The sequence below is a fragment of the Amycolatopsis aidingensis genome (genome assembly GCF_018885265.1).
In the GTDB taxonomy this organism is placed as follows: Bacteria; Actinomycetota; Actinomycetes; order Mycobacteriales; family Pseudonocardiaceae; genus Amycolatopsis; species Amycolatopsis aidingensis.
Genome location: NZ_CP076538.1, coordinates 133292 through 150101 on the forward strand (window position 1 = coordinate 133292; position 16810 = coordinate 150101).

The window sequence follows — 16810 nt, forward strand, 5'->3', positions numbered from 1 at the left end:
CGCCTCTCAGGTCGGTTGCTCGCCACCGTTGGCGAGTTCGGTCAGGATCTCGGAGTACTCCCGTGCGTAACCGCTCGGCTGGAGCCAGTCCGCCAGGTGGCGGTAGGCGTTGTTCGCCATCTCCTGCCGCCGGGCCGCGGTGGTGTCCAATGCGCGTAGCAGCGCGACGGTGAGTGCGTCGACATCGTTGGTCTCGAACAGCCAGCCCGTCTCGCCGTCGATGACCATCTCGCGGGAGCCGAACACGTCTGCGGCGACTACCGGGATCCCGCAACACACAGCTTCCAGGATCGAGCGGGGTAGCGACTCGATGTCGGAGCTGTTCACGAAGATGTCCGCGGCCTGCAGCCACGGGGTCGGGTCCCGCTGTACTGGCACCAGCTGCACCCAGTCCTCGATCCCGGTGCGCTCGACGGTCTCCGCGAGCGCGAGCCCGTACGGCGAGGCATGTTGACCGACGATGATGAGCCGGGCCGAGGGGTGGCTCCTGCGGACCTTCTCCATGGCCGAGATGAGCGGCCCCTGGCCCTTGCGCGACTCCACAACGCCGACGTTGAGCAGCACGATGTCTTCCGGATCGATACCCAGCGTGTGCCGGGCCTGCCAACGGGTTTCCGCCCTGGTCCGGCCGCCGTACTTCACCATCGGCGTGCCGTACCGCACCGTCCGGCACCGCTCCGGGGTGCTGTACGGCAGGAACATCTCCCGCGTCGCGTCGGCGACGAACAGCAACTTGTCGGTGTTGGAGATGGTGCGTTCCCAGCGTTGCCACACTGCCCGCGGTGGGGTGTGCGGCCCCCAGTTCTGGTAGGCGAAGTCCGGCAGCGAGAAGCTTTCGTGGATGACCCACGCCGTCGGCAGGCCGGCCCGCTGGGCAGCGTCCGCGGCGGGGAACCCGCCCAGAGTGTTGATCAGCGCTACCGAGGCGCCGGAGCATTTCGCGAGGTACGCCAGCTCCGCGACATGGCCCTCGTAGTACGGCACACTCGAGTTCCGATAGTGCGTCGTCAGGTGCACCGGGATGCCGAGCTCCTCGCAGTCGGTACGCAGCGGCCCATCCATCTCGGTGGCCAGGGTGATGGTCCACCCGTGGTCCCGGACCAGCCTGCCGAGCAACTCCTGCAGCCACAGTTGCCCGCCCCCGAGGCCGAGGCTGTGCGTGAGCACCAGCAGATGCCGGGGATCAGTGCGCACCTGAACCCGCGCCAGGGCCCGCTCGGTGTTCTCGGCGAGCTCGGCGGAGAGGGCGGCATCGTCGGCGTCCGGGACGGGGTTGCTCAGCGTGAATCGTCGTGCCGGGGAGATCCACTCGCCGGCCCCGGCGGTGTAGTACCGGACCCGGACGGTCAGCTCCCGGTCCTGCCCCGGCGGCAGGTTGACCGGCACCCGGGCCTCGAAGCCCGCGACGGCCGCGTCTGGGAACTCGGGCAGTTCGGCCGCTGCGTCCGGCCGTGGTAGCCGGGTACGGGCCCGCACCGGGCGCCCGCCGTCCACGATCACTTCCACAATGCTCGGTGCGCGGCTGTCCAGTAGCGCCCAGCCGCAGACGAAGACGACGTTGCCAGGAGCCTTGCGATCGGTTTTCGGCGATTCCAGCTCGCCCAGCCACATCGGCGCCTCGCCGGGGCGTTGCCGCACCGTCACCGGCGTGCTGGTGAGTTCCGCGCCGTCCGGGCCGAGTACGAGCAGCTCATGCGTACCCTTCGGAACCGGCCTCGTCGGCTCCGCGCGCCAGCCGATGGCACCTTCCGGGGCCTCGGTCAGGTGGTCGGGCACCAGCACCGCGGGAACGTCGCCGATCCGCACGCTGAACTCGCCGAGGCCGGTCACCCCGGTGATCCAGCCGCGGGCCGCGAAGTGGTGGCCAACCTCCTGCGGCAGCGGTAGCACCCCGGCCGTGCACATCGCGGTGACCGGCATCATCGCCCTTCCCCCTTCTCGGTGACCTGCGCACGCCGCAGCACGATCACATCCAGCAACTCGCCCAGCGCAGCCTCGTGGTATCCGGCAAGGCGCAGCGACGGCTGGGCCAGCACCTGGCGGACCGTCCAGTCCGGCGTGCTCAGTGAGAATCCCTCCCAATGGCCGAAACCGCGAGTACGGTAGTCGATCAGTGCCTGCCACGCGGGCGATACCGGGTAATCGTCACCCTTTTCTTGCTCGATCTCGAATCGCTCGGCGGCCCGCCTGCCGGGGATTCCGAGGAACGCCAGGCCATCCGGGGCAAGCCGGGCGGCGACGTCTTGCAGCGCGGGCCGCCAGGCCGCGGCGTCGAGGGTGCGAAACCGCGTTCCGCACCAGAGCAGCTCCACCTGGCCGGGCCCTTCGAGCTCGGTGGCGCCGAGTTCGGCCACGCAGAACCGCACGGCATCCGGATCCTCGTCCTCCGCCAGCACGATGGCCTCCGGGAAGGCCGCACGCAGTGCACGCAGCTCGCGGCCGTACCCGCAGCCGAGATCGAGGATCCGGGTCGGAGCCGCGGTACGTTCCATGGTCAGCGTCGTCCGTACCAGATGGGCAGCGTCCCGTGCCCAGCCGAAGTAATCTCGAAGGTCGCCGTCGAAGGCCGGGTCGGCTGGCGCGATCGTGCGATTCATCGGCCGCGGCTCGTGCTCGGCCGCCGCGTCGATCCGCTGTGCCAGCCGGTCCAGCCAGATCGCGCGGATCTCCTCGCGCAGCTCGCGGGTTCCCAGCACCGAGGCGCTGGCGCCGATCGCGGCGAAGTGGCTTTCCCGCTCCACCGCACGCTCGACGAAGCCCGGCTTGAGCCCGATCAGCACGCCGAGCCAGCCGGCCGTCTCCCGCGTGGTGCTGCCCGGCGCGGCACCACTCCAGCCGGCCGCACACAGGTGGTGCGCCAGGACGAGCACCCCGCGCTCGGCGACCTCTTCCGGACCGGCACGCGCGTTCTCCCACTCCAGGTCGATCGGCCGCAGCCGATCCCCGTCAACCAGCACGTTGTGCGGCAGCAGGTCCCACAGCGCGGGACCGACCAGCGGCTCCTGCATGTCCAGCAGGGCCCGCCACTCGGCGAGCAGCGGGTCGACCCGCCAGGGCTGCTCCAGCAGCAGAGACGTGATGGTCGGCGCGTCGTACACCGGCTCGGTGCACTCGCGGACGGCGATGCCCTCCACCGAAGGGTGGGCTGGTTGCAGCGGTGTCCGCCGGACCTCGGCGCCTTCGCCCACCCGAGTGACATCGGCCTTGGTGCACCAGGCCGCGGCGCGCTCGGCGGTGTTGAAGTACGTGGCCAGCCGCTCTGGCGGCCACAGCGGCCGAACCGGCTCGGCCGCCGTGCCGTTGGTCGCGAGCACCAGGAAGCTGTCCACCCGGTCGTCCCGGCGAGGTCCAGTGCTCGCAGGCTCAGCCTGGAGGGCTTCCGCCAGGCGCGGGTGCCGGGCGCGCAGCTGCGCGGTGAGCATGGTCCGGACGATCCGATGATGCGGGAAGCAGTCCAGCAGTAGCGGGTCGTCGAACCCGGCCTGGCGCAGTGCGGCGGTGCAGGTCGACCGGTTCGTTGCCGGTCGACCCGGTTCGCCGAGCGCCAGGCAGAGCGTGCCGCCGGCGCGCAGCCGCTGCCGGAGGCGGTACAGGAAGCCCGGGTTGCTCGCGGCAGGCTCGGCGAACTCACCGGCCACCAGGGCCAGGTCGTACTGCCGGTCGGCAGGCAGGTCGGCGAGGGCGCCGTGGAGGACCCGGACCGAGTCCAGCCCTTCGGTCCGCTCCCTGGTCGCCTGCACGAGGTCCGCGGTGGGCTCCACCGCGTCCACGGCTGTCACGGTCTCGCCGAGGTACCGGGTCAGCTCCCCGTGACCGCTGCCGACCTCCAGCACGCTCGCACTCGGCGACACGTCGAGGCCGCGCAGCAGGTTGGCCCGGCCATGGTCCAGGATGGCGCGCTCGGCCTCGCCGCGAGCCGCGAAGTGCAGCTCATCGCTCAGGGCACTGCGGTCTGCGGCGTGCCGGACGATCGTCGGTATCAGCTCCACGGGGGCCCGCTAGCCGTCGGCCGGGAAGCTCTCCAGCATGGTCTTGACCGCTCGCTGGTAGCTCCCGCTGAGCGAGGCCTCGTCGGTGAGCGGGTCCTGCACCACGTTGACCCGGATGAGGTTGTCACCGGAAATCCAGGTGCCGCGGTAGTGCCCCACCCCGCTGAATGTCTCCTTCTGGAAAACCACTTCCTTCGGCATGTCCGGAAGCGGTTCCTCGATTCGGACGAAGCTGTTGTCCTTGGCGTATTCGCGAAGTTTCTCCGCCAGGTTAGTCGCGCTCTCCTGGCTTTCCGTGGGAATCACCATCACGGAGAAGACATCGGCGGTCGGGCCAGTGTCGTCCGGCTGCTTCTGTGAGCCACGCCAGGCCACCTCGGTCACCGACTCGGTGGTGAGCAGCTCCATCTCCTCGGTGGAGAGGATGTCCAGCTGTGCCAGTTCGCCGACCGGCAGCACACCGTTGTTGGTGTCGGCCTGCCCCGGCGGTTTCGGCATCTTGTCGAACAGTTGCTGGTTCGGGCTGGGGGGCGCCGTGCTGGTGGGGGTTTGCGGCGCATTTTGCTCGCTGGTCTGCTCGGCGGCTGGTTGGTTGGAGTCGCCACCGGAGAACAGGAAGATCCCTCCGGTCACGAGGCCGCCGACCACCAGCACGCTGACCAGCACGATGACGGCGATCTTGCCGCCCTTGCCCTTCTCCTCGGTGAAGAACTCGGGCCCCTGGCGGACCCAGTCCTGACTGCCGGGGTCGGCTGGCGGGAGGTCGGTGCCGCCCCACGGCGGGCTCATGTCCTGTTCGGGGGTGTTCCACGGTTGGCCGGGCTGGGCAGGCTGCGAAAAACCACCCGCTGGTGAGCCGGGATGCCCGTACTGGCCCTGCTGGGGTGGCGTCTGCTGCGGTCCGGGCTGCTGTGGCTGTGGCGGCTGGGCCTGCCATGCGGGTGTCTGCTGGGCCTGGTGCTGCTGGTGACCGGGATTCGCCACGAACTGGGTGGCCTCGGACGAGCTCTGCCCAGAGTTGGCCTGCGGCTGTACCGGCGAGATGACCTGGGTCGAGTCGGCGTTTGAGCCCGGTGCCCCGGATGGCTGTTCCGTCGGAGCCTGCTGGTTACCGCCCGGTTCGCCCTGCGTCACCGCGGACGACAGCACTTGGTCACGACGAACCCGGTAGTCGTCAGCAGAGAGTCGCCCGGCGGCAAGCTCCTCGTCCAGCTTGCGCAACTCTTCCTGCCAGGACACCCGTCGGCCCCCTATCTGTTCAACGTTGGTCGGCAACCCGCGGCTGCCCGGCACCGTCGGCTCGGTGACGTGGCATATTCTGCACGGTTACCGGGACCAATCGTGGTCAGGGTCAAATCGTGATCCGGCCGTTTCATGCACCGGGGAGTACGTCACGGACGGACTCGACGGTTCGTTGTGACCGGGCACGAAGGTCGGTCGCGTCCGAGTTCAACGCCTGCGAGACCCAGACACTGACGACCATGCTGCCAGACGTGTACCACGAGCCGAGCATCCGGCCGTTCTCGTTGCTGCCGGTGACAGCGCGCTCACTCGCCTGCGTCTCGGTGAATCCGGAGGTCAACGCCGACCGGTAGAGGTAGTCCAGCACCGCCTGTGCGTTCTCCGGTCCCGCGGTCGGGATGATCAGTACCAGGTAGCCGTCGTCCCCTTCGGCCGAACGCTGATAGATGACCTGGTCGGCACCGTTCTCGGTGAACTGCACGGCCGCCTCGGCGGAGTAGAGGCCGAGTTGCCTGCCCTTCTCCACCGACATCGTGGAGTTGTTCGTGTCGGCCTCGCCCGGGAGCGCGGGCAACCGGTCGGCCAGCGGTACCTGCGTCGGGGCGACCCGGGTGGTGGTCGCGGTCGGCGCGGTACCTTCCGTGCCGCCCGGGTTGCCCTGGCTACTCTGCGCCGCCGGCTGGTCGGTGTCCGCGCCCAGCCACCATGCCCCTGCGATCACCAGCATCAGCGCGATCAGCACGCCGCAGGCGATGAGCAGCCATGTCGGCAGGCCACGGTGCCGGGGTTCGGCAGGGACGGGCCAGGAACCGGGAGGCGTATCGGGCTCAGGTGAGCGCAGGTCGAGTGGGGGTGCTGGCGCTGCAGGTGGCCGGGCGGGCTGCCGCTGCTGCCGGAACGGGTTCGGGATCACCTCGGTCGGCCGGTTGTCGGCCGGGCTGGGGGCCGTGGTGGGTCGCTCGGTCGCCCGTAGCCGGGCCGAGAAGGACATCCGTTCGCCGGGTGGCTCGGTGCCCTCGGGCGCCCGGGTGGGCTCGGGCGCCGGTGGCGTGGAGGCGGGGTTGGTAGCCGCCCAGGCCGTTCCAGCGGACTCCGTCTGCCGGGGGGCGACCTTGGGCGATGGCACGGTGCCGCCGGAGACGGAGGCCAGCAGCTCGTCACGGAGCCGACGATGCTGGCTGTGGGTGATAGCACCGCTGGCCAGTTCGGCATCCAAGCGCCGTAGCTCTTCCTGCCAACCCATCGTGGACTCCCGCTCGCTCGGCAGCTTGCGGCTGCCGGACCCGATGTTAGTTGCTCCCGAGGCGGCGCCGAGCGCGTCTCGCGCAGGCTCAGTGTGCCGCAGCGGTGCCCCGAAGGTCCCGCTGACCGGTCCCGTCGGCGTACAGTTGATATATGTCCTGGTTCGGTAGAGGCAAGAGTCGTCCGACATCGGCGGAGGAGGCGCTGCCAGGGCGGACTACCCCGCTGGCCGGTGCGGAACTTCACGCGGTACACCGGGATCGGCGAATCCGTCCGCCCTTCCCAGCTGGCATGCGCACGGCCGTGTTCGGCCTGGGGTGTTTCTGGGGGGCCGAGCGCACGTTCTGGCGGACACCGGGCGTGTACTCCACCGCTGTCGGTTATGCCGGTGGCTTCACTCCGAACCCCACCTACGAGGAAGTGTGCACCGAGCTCACCGGGCATGCCGAGGTGGTCCTCGTGGTGTACGAACCGGATCGGATCGGCTTCCCCGAGCTGCTCAAGGTGTTCTGGGAGGGGCACGACCCGACGCAGGGCATGCGTCAGGGCAACGACATCGGTGCCCAGTACCGCTCCTGCGTATACTACACCGACGAGCAGCAACGTGCCGAGACGGAAGCTTCCCGCGCGGCCTATCAGGAGGTGCTGCGCGCGGCCGGGCACGGCGAGATCACCACGGAGATCGCGCCGCTGGCCGAGTTCTACTACGCGGAGGACTACCACCAGCAGTATCTTTCGGACGCTAAGAATCCGAACGGCTACTGCGGCCTTGGCGGAACCGGTGTGAGCTGCCCCGTGGGGCTGGGCAGCTCACCCGTCACCGAGTGACCGGGGCCGCGTTACTCGGGCGGCTTTCCGGCGAGGGCGACCCGGTAGGTCTTACCGTCCTTCATGACCAGCACCGTGCCGTTCTCGACATCGGGCGCGGCGACGGCGCGGAAACCGGACCGGCCGCTGGCGTTGGTGAAGGTGGTGACGTCCTGCCGGGGCACGCCGACCGTGCCGCCGCCGACCACCGTGCCGCTCCCGTCCACGACGAGTACGCAGTCGGCTCGCCTGCCTTCGATGATGGCCCACCCGTTGAGCTGCCGGTCTCCGACCACCGCGTCCTCGTCGACGGCGCCCATCGTCTTGCGGTCGGGCGAGACCTCGGGCAATGCCGGGACGCTCGCCATATCGATCCGGTCGTCCAGCTCGGGCCCGCCACAGCCGAGCGTGAAGTCCTCGGTGAACGGGTAGACGCTCATTCGTCGTAACCGTTCATTCAGGTTGGGATACCCGTACAGCTCCGAGATGACCGAAGTCGCGTCCACCCGCATGGCGACCGCGAGTACCGGCTGGTCTGGGTACCTGGACCGGGCCGCGGAAGCCGAGGTGGAGCCAACCGCATAGGTGACCAGAGCGATCACCAGCGCAACCGGGACCATCCTGGCACGAATCGCCCGCGGACCGCGCCCGGAAAGCAGCACTACCAGCGCCGCCGCGCCGAGCAGGGCGATTCCGGCATAACGTGGGGCGAGTCCGCCGTTGTTGGCCATCCCACCACGGCTGATCCCGATCATGATCGAGGCGAGTACGAGGTGTACCACCAGGCCGACCCACCCGGCGTCCTCCGCTGAGCTCATGGTGCCGGGAGCAGCGGTGCCCAGCCGTTCCCGCACCGACCGTGCGCTCAGCACCCCGTACGCTCCGATCACCAGTGCGCCGGTGAGTAACGCCAGGTCCACCGAGGAATAGGACCAGATCTGGCCGAACGTGGTCAGCGCGGCACCGAGGTGGGTATCCGGACCCGCGATCCCGGCCTGCGCGTACCCCACCTGTTGCGGCACCAGCCGCCAAACGGCGAACACCGCCACCCCGATGCCGAGCGGAAGCAGGATCCGCCATCGGCCGTCCCGGCGCAGCCAGGCGACGACGGCGAGGGCGATCCAGACCGGGAAGGCGACGCCGTGCCCGAGCGAGGCGATGCCAGCGAACAAAATCGCCGGAATCGTACGCCCGTGGTGCGCGAAGGCCAGTGCTGTCACCGCGGGTGCGAGGGCGATGAGCCACTGCACGCCCATCATGCCGAAGCCGAAGTACTCGGTGGCCGCCGAGGAGAACACCAGTGCGGACAGCGCGCCGATCACGGCCAGCCGAGCGTTTCCGGTCAGGCGGGCGGGCAGCATGCGCCACAGCGCGGCCAGCATCGCACCGGCGAGTAGGAGGCTGAGCACGCCGAGCGGCTGGTTGGTGCCGTCGAACAACTTCGCGTCCAACCAGAAGAGCACGGCGACCAGCAGCACCGGATGCTCGTGATAAAGCTCGAACAGCTTGTCCACCTGCAGCGCGCCGTCCGAGGTCGTCATGCCGAGCACGACCCAGTAGTCAACGGAGTTGAGCTTCGGCGAGCGGGCGACTTCGAGCACCGCGAACAGGGCGGGTGCCGCGATGACGGCCCAGAGCAGGATCTTCGCGAGTAGATCGCGGGACCATCGCCGCGGGCGCGGTCCCGGTTGCGGGACGGTACCTTGCTCCTCGGCCCGCTCCTCGCGTTCCTGTTGCTGTGCCATGTCCACCGACGCTCCCCACCGTCCCGATACCGGTGAGCCAACGTACCCAAGCAGTTTTCGGATCAGCACACCGGACGGGCGGGGTCGGGTTTACCCTTCCGCGGGTGAGTTACGACCTGCTGTTCCTCCATTGCGAACCGGGGCAGTCGCTGGCCGAGGTGGTCGAGGCCGTCGAGGTGCTGGACGAGGGCGGCGAGGCGGAGGGGCCGCTGCCCGCCGAGTTGGCCGAGGCATGGGACCGGGTGCTGCCACAGGCCCGCGAGCTGCTCGGCGAACTGGACGAGCAACTCGCCGAGGACTACCGGGAGCTCTCGCACGGCCCCAGTGGCGTCCAGCTGAGCTTCGCCGAGGGGGAGGTGGCCCTCACCGTGCCGTACTGGCACCACGGGCAGGCGGCCGTCCGGGTCATCGAGGATCTCTATGCGCTCGCCGTGATCGTGCAGAAGGAGACCGGGATGACCGGGTACGACCCGCAGCTGGACCAGTCGCTGGACGAGGCCAGGGTGACCCAGTCGGCTGCCGTGGCCGTGCTCGACGAGACCACCAGGATGTTGCCCGGCATCTGGCGCGAGGGCGAACGCTGACCCCGTGAGGACCACCCCGCCGCGCGGTGTGCGGCGCGAACGGGGTGGCCGTCACGGCAGGGGCACACAAATCGGCTCGGGTCCGCGGCCGGCGTCCGGGGTGGTGCGCCGCTCGCGGAGTATGACTACTCCTGCTGCACGTGCCATAACCGAGTGTCAATCATTCCCGTAATGGTGTAGACCACCGACCGGCCCAATCGAGCACGCGGTGATCTTCGCCACTTCGGGGCAGGGTGTGGGCCGAATGGAGCAGGGTGGCTCGGACGGAGACAGCAGCCCAGGTTGCACCAACCGCAACAGTCCGGGCCCTCGCCCGGCCGGGGGATTTTTGCCAGCAGAATCCTGGCTTCCGAGATGTGCTGAGCGGGTCCCGCGGAGGCGGGATCCGGCTGGAGCGGACGACGGGACTCGAACCCGCGACCCTCACCTTGGCAAGGTGATGCGCTACCAACTGCGCTACGTCCGCACTGGCACCGTTCGACCGGTGTGCGGCACAGTCTATACCTGACCGCTCGGCGGCTTACGAGCCACCCGGGTGGTCGGCTTTCGGTTACTCCTGGCGCACAGGGGGTGACGCCACCTGCTGCGCTCCGTATGGTGTCAACATTCAACCGAAAGGGTTACTGCCCGAAGGGGGTGCCTGGCTGGGATGAGCGAGCAGGTGACGGTGCCGCGCCAGGTGGTCGCGGGAGGCGAGCCGAACGCCGAGACGGAGCTGCTCCAGCGGCTCCGGGACGGCGAGGACGCAGCGTTCGGTGAGCTCTTCGAGTCCCACGCGGCGGCCGTGCGACGGCTCGCGCTGGGTCTGGCCTCGGATCGCTCCGAGGCCGAGGACATCACCGCGGAAACCTTCTTCCGGGTCCTGCAGGCACTGCGCAGGGGTTCGGGGCCGCGGGACAACGTGCGGGCCTACCTGCTCACCGTCGCCAGGCGGGTTTCCTGGGAGTGGCACGGTGCCCGCAGGGACGTCCCGGTCACCGATGACGAGCTCACCACCCGCGCGGGCGCGGGCACCGACGCGCAGTCCCGCTCCGCCGAGCACACCCTGATCACCAGGGCCTTCTCCAGCCTGCCCGAGCGCTGGCGCTCGGTGCTGTGGCAGACCGAGGTCGAGGGTGAGCAGCCCGCCGTGGTCGCCCCGCACTTCGGGCTGAGCGCGAATGCCACCGCGGCGCTGGCCCGGCGCGCCCGGCTCGGGCTGCGCGCGGCGTACCTGCAGGCGCATCTCGCGGTACACCGCAGCTCGGACGGCTGCCGCACGGTGATGGAGAAGCTCGGCGGCTACACCGCTGGCAGCGTCACCGGCTCCGAGGCACGCAAGATCCGCGCGCACCTGATCATCTGCTCCTCCTGCCGCTCCACCCAGGCCGAGCTGCGGGATGTCTGCTCCTCGCTGCGCGCGCACGCCGGGCTGGTCGCACTGCTGGTGCCAGCGTCCGCGCTGACCGTCGCCGGTTCCGGGGCGGGAGCCGGTGCGGCGAGCGCCGCCGGGTCGGCGGTGGCCGCGAGCGCGGGCGGGGTCGGCACCGTGGCCGCAGGCGGCACCGGCGGGCTGGCCGCTGCCATCGGCACCAAGGTCAAGGTCGGTGTGGCACTCGCCTCCACCGCGGCGGCCGGTGCCCTCGGCGTCACGGTGGGCCCCGGGCTCGATCCGGACACCGCCACCCAGCTGGTCGGGCTGCCGGGCGGCGGCGCGGAGCTGCGGATCGCGCAGTCGGCTTCGCAGCCGACCCTCACCCAGCCGCCCGGCGGCAGCGCGGCGACCGAGGTCCCGGAGCCAGGGCATCTGGATGCGGGCGGGAACGCCTCGGCCCAGGAACCGGCGCACGAGTACAAGCCGGTGCGCGGCATCGAGATCCCCGGCGAGACCCGCGAGCACGACGCGCGCCCCGGCGACCTGGGCCCGGAACGCGGTCAGCGGCCCGCGGGCGACAGCGGTTCCGACGGCGACGGCGGCACCGGCGGGGATGACGGCACCGGCGAGGACGGCGGGAAACCCCGGTCCGACCTCGGCGAGGATGATCCGGTCGACGGCAGCACCGTGCTGGGTACCAGCGGCAACACCTCCAGCGAGCAGCCGAGCTCGACGCCGGGGCAGCCGAACGGAACGCGCAGCACCCCCGCGCGGCCGGCCTCCGAGCTGACGCACAAGCCGCGGAAGACTCCGGACCGCGCACCCCGGACCAGGACCCGCACCGCGGTCGGGACGGTCACCTGCTACTCCTACACCGCGACGATCATCCGCGGTTCGGTCACCGAACGTAAGCACTTCAGCCGTTGCCTTGGCTCGTCCGGGTAGCGCCCGTTCTGCCCTCGCGCCCGCGGTAGTGCTCCCGGTACCGTTGGAGCGGCTTGGACGTGGCGCACCAGGAGGAGAACGATGACCCGGCTGACCCAGGGTTCTGATGGCCGGGAATGGGTGATTCGGGCCCAGATGGAGTGGCGCAAGCCCGCCACGGCCGACGACTTCGAGCACGACGTCGCGGCCAGCTACGGTCCGGGGATCGCGATGCTGCTGGTGACCATCACGCTGGCGCTGGTGCTGATCGTGTGGATGCCGGAGGACGTCCTGGTGCCCAGCTGGATCCCGCTGGCCCTGCTGGTGCTCGCGCTGTTCTTCCCGCTGCGCTGGATGCTGCGCAGGCCGTGGACCGTGGTCGCGGAGACCGAGGGCGACGCCAGTGGTGAGCGCCCCTCCGAGCGGTGGGTCGGGACCGTCCGCGGCATGTTCGCGGTACGCGGCGAGATGGCCAGGATCGCCAAGAGCATCCAGCGACAGGACCTTCCGGACTTCGACGGTCCGCTGCACCCGGTCGAGTAGCCGGATGCCCGAACTGCCAGAGGTCGAAGCGCTCGCGTACCACCTGCGCGAGCATGCCGTCGGCCGCACGGTGACCAGAGTGGACGTCGCCTCGCTGAGCGTGCTGAAGACCTTCGATCCACAGTGGACCGCCCTGCACGGGCTCGAGGTGACCACCGCGGGCAGGTATGGCAAGCATCTGGACATCGGCGTCGGCGACGAGCTGCATCTGGTGGTGCACCTCGCCCGCGCGGGCTGGCTGCGCTGGTCGGACTCGCTCTCCCCGACCCCGCCCAAGCAGGGCAGGGGCCCGCTGGCGCTGCGGGTGCATCTGGGCGGGCCGGGCTTCGACCTGACCGAGGCAGGCACGAAGAAGGGGCTCGCGGTGTGGATCGTGCGCGATCCCACCGAGGTGTCCAGCATCGCCCGGCTCGGGCCGGACGCGCTCGAGCTGGACCGGGACGGCCTGGCTGCGGCGCTGGCGGGCCGGACCACCCGGCTGAAGAACGCGCTGACCGACCAGTCGATCATCGCGGGGATCGGCAACGCCTACTCCGACGAGATCCTGCACCTCGCTCGGCTCTCGCCGTACGCCAGCCCGGCCAAGCTGCCCGCGGAGGCACTCGACCGGCTCGCCGAGGCCATGCACACGGTGCTCACCGACGCCACCGACCGCTCGGTGGGCCAGGACGCCGCCCGGCTGAAGGGGGAGAAGCGCTCCGGCCTGCGGGTGCACGGCAGGGCCGGGCTGCCCTGCCCGGTCTGTGCCGACACCGTCCGGGAGATCTCCTTCGCGGACAAGGCGTTCCAGTACTGCGCCACCTGCCAGACCGGCGGCAAGCCACTTGCCGACCGCCGGATGTCCAAGCTACTGAAGTAGCCCTACCCGCACAGGGCGGCCAGCACCGGCGCCATCGGGGAGACCGGCCACGGCTGCCGTCCCGCCTCGCCTCCCACGTCCACAGCCAGGTCGAACACGGTCGCCGCCAGCACGAGCTGCCGCTTGCCGTCCGCCGTGCTCAGCGCGATGCTGGTGTATCCTGGCCCGCCACCGGTACCCCCGACGGCGATCACCGGCCGGTCCTGCCCGCACGGCAGCCGCACGATCTCCACTCCGAGGCCGTAGCCCTCGCCGCCGGATTCGAGCAGACGCTGTTGCTCCGGCTCCAGCAGCTCACCGTTGAGCAGGGCGCGCTGGAACCGGGCCAGATCGTCCACTGTGGAGATCATGGCGCCTGCGGTCCAGTCGTAGGAAGGGCTGAACACCGTGAGGTCCTCCCCGGCCAGGTCGTAGCCGTGCAGGTGCGGCCCGGCGATCCGCGGATCGTTGACCGGGAACGTGGTGCGGTGCAGCCCGAGCGGCCACAGGATCCGGTCGCGGATCTCGGTGACCACGTCGTTGCCGGTGACCCTTTCGATGATCATCCCGGCCAGCAGGTAGTTGGTGTTGGAGTATCCGGTCCGCTCACCGGGGGCGAAGGCGGGGCCATGCGCACCCGCCCTGCGCACGACCTCGCGCGGCGGGATCACGTGCCCACGGTCGCCGTGCTCGAGGTACGGCGCGAAGAACTCCGGCGTGCTCGCCGGGTCGTACACCCCGCTGGTGTGGTTCAGCAGCTGCCGCAGCGTGATCCGTCCCGGCCGGTATCCGTTGCCCCGCAGCACTCCCGGCAGCAGCTCGTGCACAGTGTCCACAAGCGAGAGCTTGCCCTCGCCGACCAGTTGCAACAGGACCGTCGCGGTGAACGCCTTGGTGTTGCTGGCGATCCGGAAGCGGTGCCAGACGGTTGCCGGTTCACCCGTGGCGGTGTCCGCTGTCCCTGCGCTGAGCCTGCGCTGCCGCGTGCCGTCGCGGGCATAGGCGACGACTGCGGGGAAACCCGCCCGGACGAGCCCGTCGACCGACTCGCGCAGTGGGTCCGCCCGCTGGCCGGCCACGGCCGGGATGGTCGCGCCGAGCAGCGCGGCCAGTGCGGTGGCGAGGGCAGCGGTGAGGGTGCGGGTGATCCGGCGTGATCTCATACCGGCCAGCCTGCATAGGCGGTGCCGCGGGAACCAGGTGGCCTGCGGGTGAATGCGGGGTGGGGCCGTCCCCACCCGCGCGGTGCCGGTAAACCTGTGCACGTGACCTTGCACCTGGCGCGTGTAGCGCAGAGCATTGACGGCGTGTCCGGTCTGCCTGTCGCGCAACTCCTCGCCTGGGGGTTCAACGCGCTGCTGGTCGTCGTCGTGGGGTTCCTGCTGGTCCGCAACCGCAAGCCACGGGGCGTGATCGAGGACGCAGTGCTGGAAGCGGTGTACCTGCTCTCCCGGGCCACGCCTGACCTGCGCGAAGGCCTGGACCAGGTGGCCGCCGACCGGATCACCAGCAGGCTGCTGGAGCTGCTCAAGTGCGTGGCGGTGGGGATCACCGACCGGGAGGGCACGCTGCTGTCCTGGGACGGCGAGGCCAACGACCACTACGTCGACCTGGTGGACGCCATCGGGGTGACCATCCGCAGGCATCGCCGTGAGGTGGTCGCGCACGACAAGCTGCCGTGCAACCACCGCGGCACCTGCCGGATGCGGACCGCGGTGATCGTCCCGCTGATCGTGGAGGACCGGACCGAGTCGGCGCTGATCGTGGTCGGCCGGACCAAGGGCAAGCGGCTGGTGCAGATGGCCGACGCGGTCGCCCAGTTCGTCTGCACCCAGTTCGAGGCCGCGAAGCTGGAGGAGACCAAGCATCAGCTACAGCAGGCCGAGATCAAGGCGTTGCGCGCGCAGATCTCCCCGCACTTCGTCTACAACGCGCTGAACACCATCTCCTCGCTGATCCGGACCGACCCGGAGGAAGCCCGCGAGATGTTGCAGGAGTTCGCGGACTTCACCCGCTACTGCTTCCGTACCGAGGGCATGTTCACCACGCTCTCCGACGAGCTGCGCAATATCGACCGGTACCTGACCATCGAGGGGGCACGGTACGGCGAACGGCTGAACGTGCGGCTGAAGATCGCCCCCGAGGTGCTGTCGGTGGTGGTGCCCTTCCTGCTGATCCAGCCGCTGGTGGAGAACGCGGTGCAGCACGGGCTGGCGAACAAGCCCGGCGGCGGCACGGTCACCGTCACCGCGCAGGACTACGGCGCCGAGGCGATGATCAGCGTGGAGGACGACGGCATCGGGATGGACCCTGCGCTGCTGGACGGCATGCGCGACTCGCGCAGCAGCGCGCATATCGGCCTGACCGGGATCAACCGGCGGATGCGCCAGGTGTTCGGCACCGAGTACGCGCTGATGGTGGAGACCGCGCCCGGCGCTGGCATGAAGGTCACCATGCGGGTGCCCAAGTTCGCCCCCGGGGTGCGGCCGACCCTGCACAACTTCTCCTCCTCGGCGCAGGCCGAGGTCCCGGCCCAGGAGGAGCGCGCGGACCGGCCGGAGGGTGGCAGGCCTGGGGTGCACCCGCGGGGCCGGACCGCGCCGAACGGCACCGCTCGGCCCCGGTGACCCGAGTGGAGCACACGTAGGCTGGGAAGATGAGCGTGCCTGACAAGCTGATATCCCGTATCCCGAAGATCGGCGAGCAGCGCGACCGCGGCGAGGTGGTGGCCGTGCTCAAGCTGAACGGGGTGATCACCCCGCAGCCCTCGCCGCTGGCCAGGGGAGCGATCAACCTCGCCACCCTGGAATCGGCGCTGACCAGGGCATTCGAGCATGACAAGCTGCGCGCCGTCGCGCTGCAGATCAACTCGCCAGGGGGCGCGCCCACCCAGTCCGGGCTGGTCGCCGAGCGGATCCGGCAACTCGCGGAGAAGAAGAACGTGCCGGTGCTGGCGTTCGCCGAGGACGTGGCTGCCTCCGGCGGTTACTGGCTGGCCTGCGCAGCCGACGAGATCTACGCGCACCGCACCTCGCTGGTCGGCTCGATCGGGGTGGTCAGCGGCGGGTTCGGTTTCCCGGGGCTGCTCGAGCGCTTCGGCATCGAGCGCAGGCTGCACACGGCGGGGGAGAACAAGGCCAGGCTGGACCCGTTCAGCCCGGAAAAGGACGAGGACCTGGAATGGCTGCACAAGCTGCAGACCCAGCTGCACGAGCAGTTCGTGGACTGGGTGCGGCAGCGCCGTGGCGACCGGCTTTCCGCGGCCGAGGACCTGTTCACCGGGGATGTCTGGCTGGGAAGCAAGGCTGCCGAACTCGGACTGGTGGATGAGGTCGGCAACCTGCGCGAAGTGCTCGCGCGACGTTATCCTGAGGCCGCGATCGTGGTCGCCGAGCCGAAGAAGCCCTTGCTGGCGCGGCTCGGGCTCGGTGCGCCCGCGGCCGGTCTGGTGGAAGCCGTGGAGCACCGGCTGCTGTGGTCGCGGTTCGGGGTGTAGCCCGAACGGAGCAAGCAAACTGGCCCGCTTCCGGTGTGGACATCGG

At 70.1% G+C, this 16810-nt stretch carries 13 protein-coding genes and 1 tRNA gene; 7 read left to right on the forward strand and 7 right to left on the reverse strand.

What is annotated here, in order from left to right; genetic code table 11:
- Nucleotides 1–6: 6 nt before the first annotated feature.
- The 4 genes from KOI47_RS00695 to KOI47_RS00710 all read right to left on the reverse strand — a co-directional run bounded on the left by KOI47_RS00695 (nt 7) and on the right by KOI47_RS00710 (nt 6474).
- Nucleotides 7–1923 carry a glycosyltransferase family 4 protein gene (locus tag KOI47_RS00695; RefSeq protein WP_232376462.1) on the reverse strand — a complete coding sequence of 639 codons (1917 nt, stop codon included), beginning with the start codon at nt 1921–1923 and terminating at the stop codon, nt 7–9.
- Complete coding sequence (locus tag KOI47_RS00700) at nt 1920–3989, reverse strand: methyltransferase domain-containing protein (protein ID WP_216212655.1); 2070 nt, start codon at nt 3987–3989, stop codon at nt 1920–1922. Before KOI47_RS00700 ends, KOI47_RS00695 begins: the two co-directional genes overlap by 4 nt.
- A gap of 9 nt (nt 3990–3998) precedes the next feature.
- Complete coding sequence (locus tag KOI47_RS00705; protein WP_232376463.1) at nt 3999–5228, reverse strand: DUF1707 domain-containing protein; 1230 nt, start codon at nt 5226–5228, stop codon at nt 3999–4001.
- A 133-nt stretch (nt 5229–5361) separates the two neighbouring features.
- The gene (locus tag KOI47_RS00710; RefSeq protein WP_216212658.1) at nt 5362–6474 is read right to left on the reverse strand and encodes a hypothetical protein; all 1113 of its coding nucleotides are present in this window, start codon (nt 6472–6474) and stop codon (nt 5362–5364) included.
- Nucleotides 6475–6626: 152 nt separating this feature from the next.
- Here KOI47_RS00710 and msrA point away from each other — a divergent pair, with 152 nt between their 5' ends.
- Nucleotides 6627–7301, forward strand: a complete 675-nt coding sequence (msrA, locus tag KOI47_RS00715) for a peptide-methionine (S)-S-oxide reductase MsrA (RefSeq protein WP_216212661.1) — start codon at nt 6627–6629, stop codon at nt 7299–7301.
- An 11-nt stretch (nt 7302–7312) separates the two neighbouring features.
- Here msrA and KOI47_RS00720 read toward each other — a convergent pair whose 3' ends face one another.
- Nucleotides 7313–9025 carry a hypothetical protein gene (locus KOI47_RS00720; RefSeq protein WP_216212664.1) on the reverse strand — a complete coding sequence of 571 codons (1713 nt, stop codon included), beginning with the start codon at nt 9023–9025 and terminating at the stop codon, nt 7313–7315.
- Between the two features lie 104 nt (nt 9026–9129).
- Between KOI47_RS00720 and KOI47_RS00725 the strand changes: the two genes are divergently transcribed.
- Complete coding sequence (locus tag KOI47_RS00725; RefSeq protein ID WP_216212668.1) at nt 9130–9609, forward strand: hypothetical protein; 480 nt, start codon at nt 9130–9132, stop codon at nt 9607–9609.
- 390 nt (nt 9610–9999) lie between these two features.
- Here KOI47_RS00725 and KOI47_RS00730 read toward each other — a convergent pair.
- Nucleotides 10000–10075 (reverse strand) — tRNA-Gly (locus KOI47_RS00730).
- Between the two features lie 183 nt (nt 10076–10258).
- Between KOI47_RS00730 and KOI47_RS35350 the strand changes: the two genes are divergently transcribed.
- The 3 genes from KOI47_RS35350 to KOI47_RS00745 all read left to right on the forward strand — a co-directional run bounded on the left by KOI47_RS35350 (nt 10259) and on the right by KOI47_RS00745 (nt 13289).
- On the forward strand, nt 10259–11908 hold the full coding sequence (locus KOI47_RS35350) for a sigma-70 family RNA polymerase sigma factor (RefSeq protein WP_232376464.1): 1650 nt from the start codon (nt 10259–10261) through the stop codon (nt 11906–11908).
- 81 nt (nt 11909–11989) lie between these two features.
- The gene (locus tag KOI47_RS00740) at nt 11990–12430 is read left to right on the forward strand and encodes a DUF983 domain-containing protein (protein ID WP_216212670.1); all 441 of its coding nucleotides are present in this window, start codon (nt 11990–11992) and stop codon (nt 12428–12430) included.
- A gap of 4 nt (nt 12431–12434) precedes the next feature.
- Nucleotides 12435–13289, forward strand: a complete 855-nt coding sequence (locus KOI47_RS00745) for an Fpg/Nei family DNA glycosylase (RefSeq protein ID WP_216212673.1) — start codon at nt 12435–12437, stop codon at nt 13287–13289.
- Between the two features lie 2 nt (nt 13290–13291).
- On the opposite strand, the gene KOI47_RS00750 is transcribed toward KOI47_RS00745, so the two are convergent.
- On the reverse strand, nt 13292–14431 hold the full coding sequence (locus KOI47_RS00750; RefSeq protein WP_216212676.1) for a serine hydrolase domain-containing protein: 1140 nt from the start codon (nt 14429–14431) through the stop codon (nt 13292–13294).
- Nucleotides 14432–14566: 135 nt separating this feature from the next.
- Here KOI47_RS00750 and KOI47_RS00755 point away from each other — a divergent pair, with 135 nt between their 5' ends.
- On the forward strand, nt 14567–15895 hold the full coding sequence (locus KOI47_RS00755) for a sensor histidine kinase (RefSeq protein WP_216216994.1): 1329 nt from the start codon (nt 14567–14569) through the stop codon (nt 15893–15895).
- 29 nt (nt 15896–15924) lie between these two features.
- The gene (locus KOI47_RS00760) at nt 15925–16764 is read left to right on the forward strand and encodes a S49 family peptidase (RefSeq protein WP_216212679.1); all 840 of its coding nucleotides are present in this window, start codon (nt 15925–15927) and stop codon (nt 16762–16764) included.
- The last annotated feature ends 46 nt before the right edge of the window (nt 16765–16810 follow it).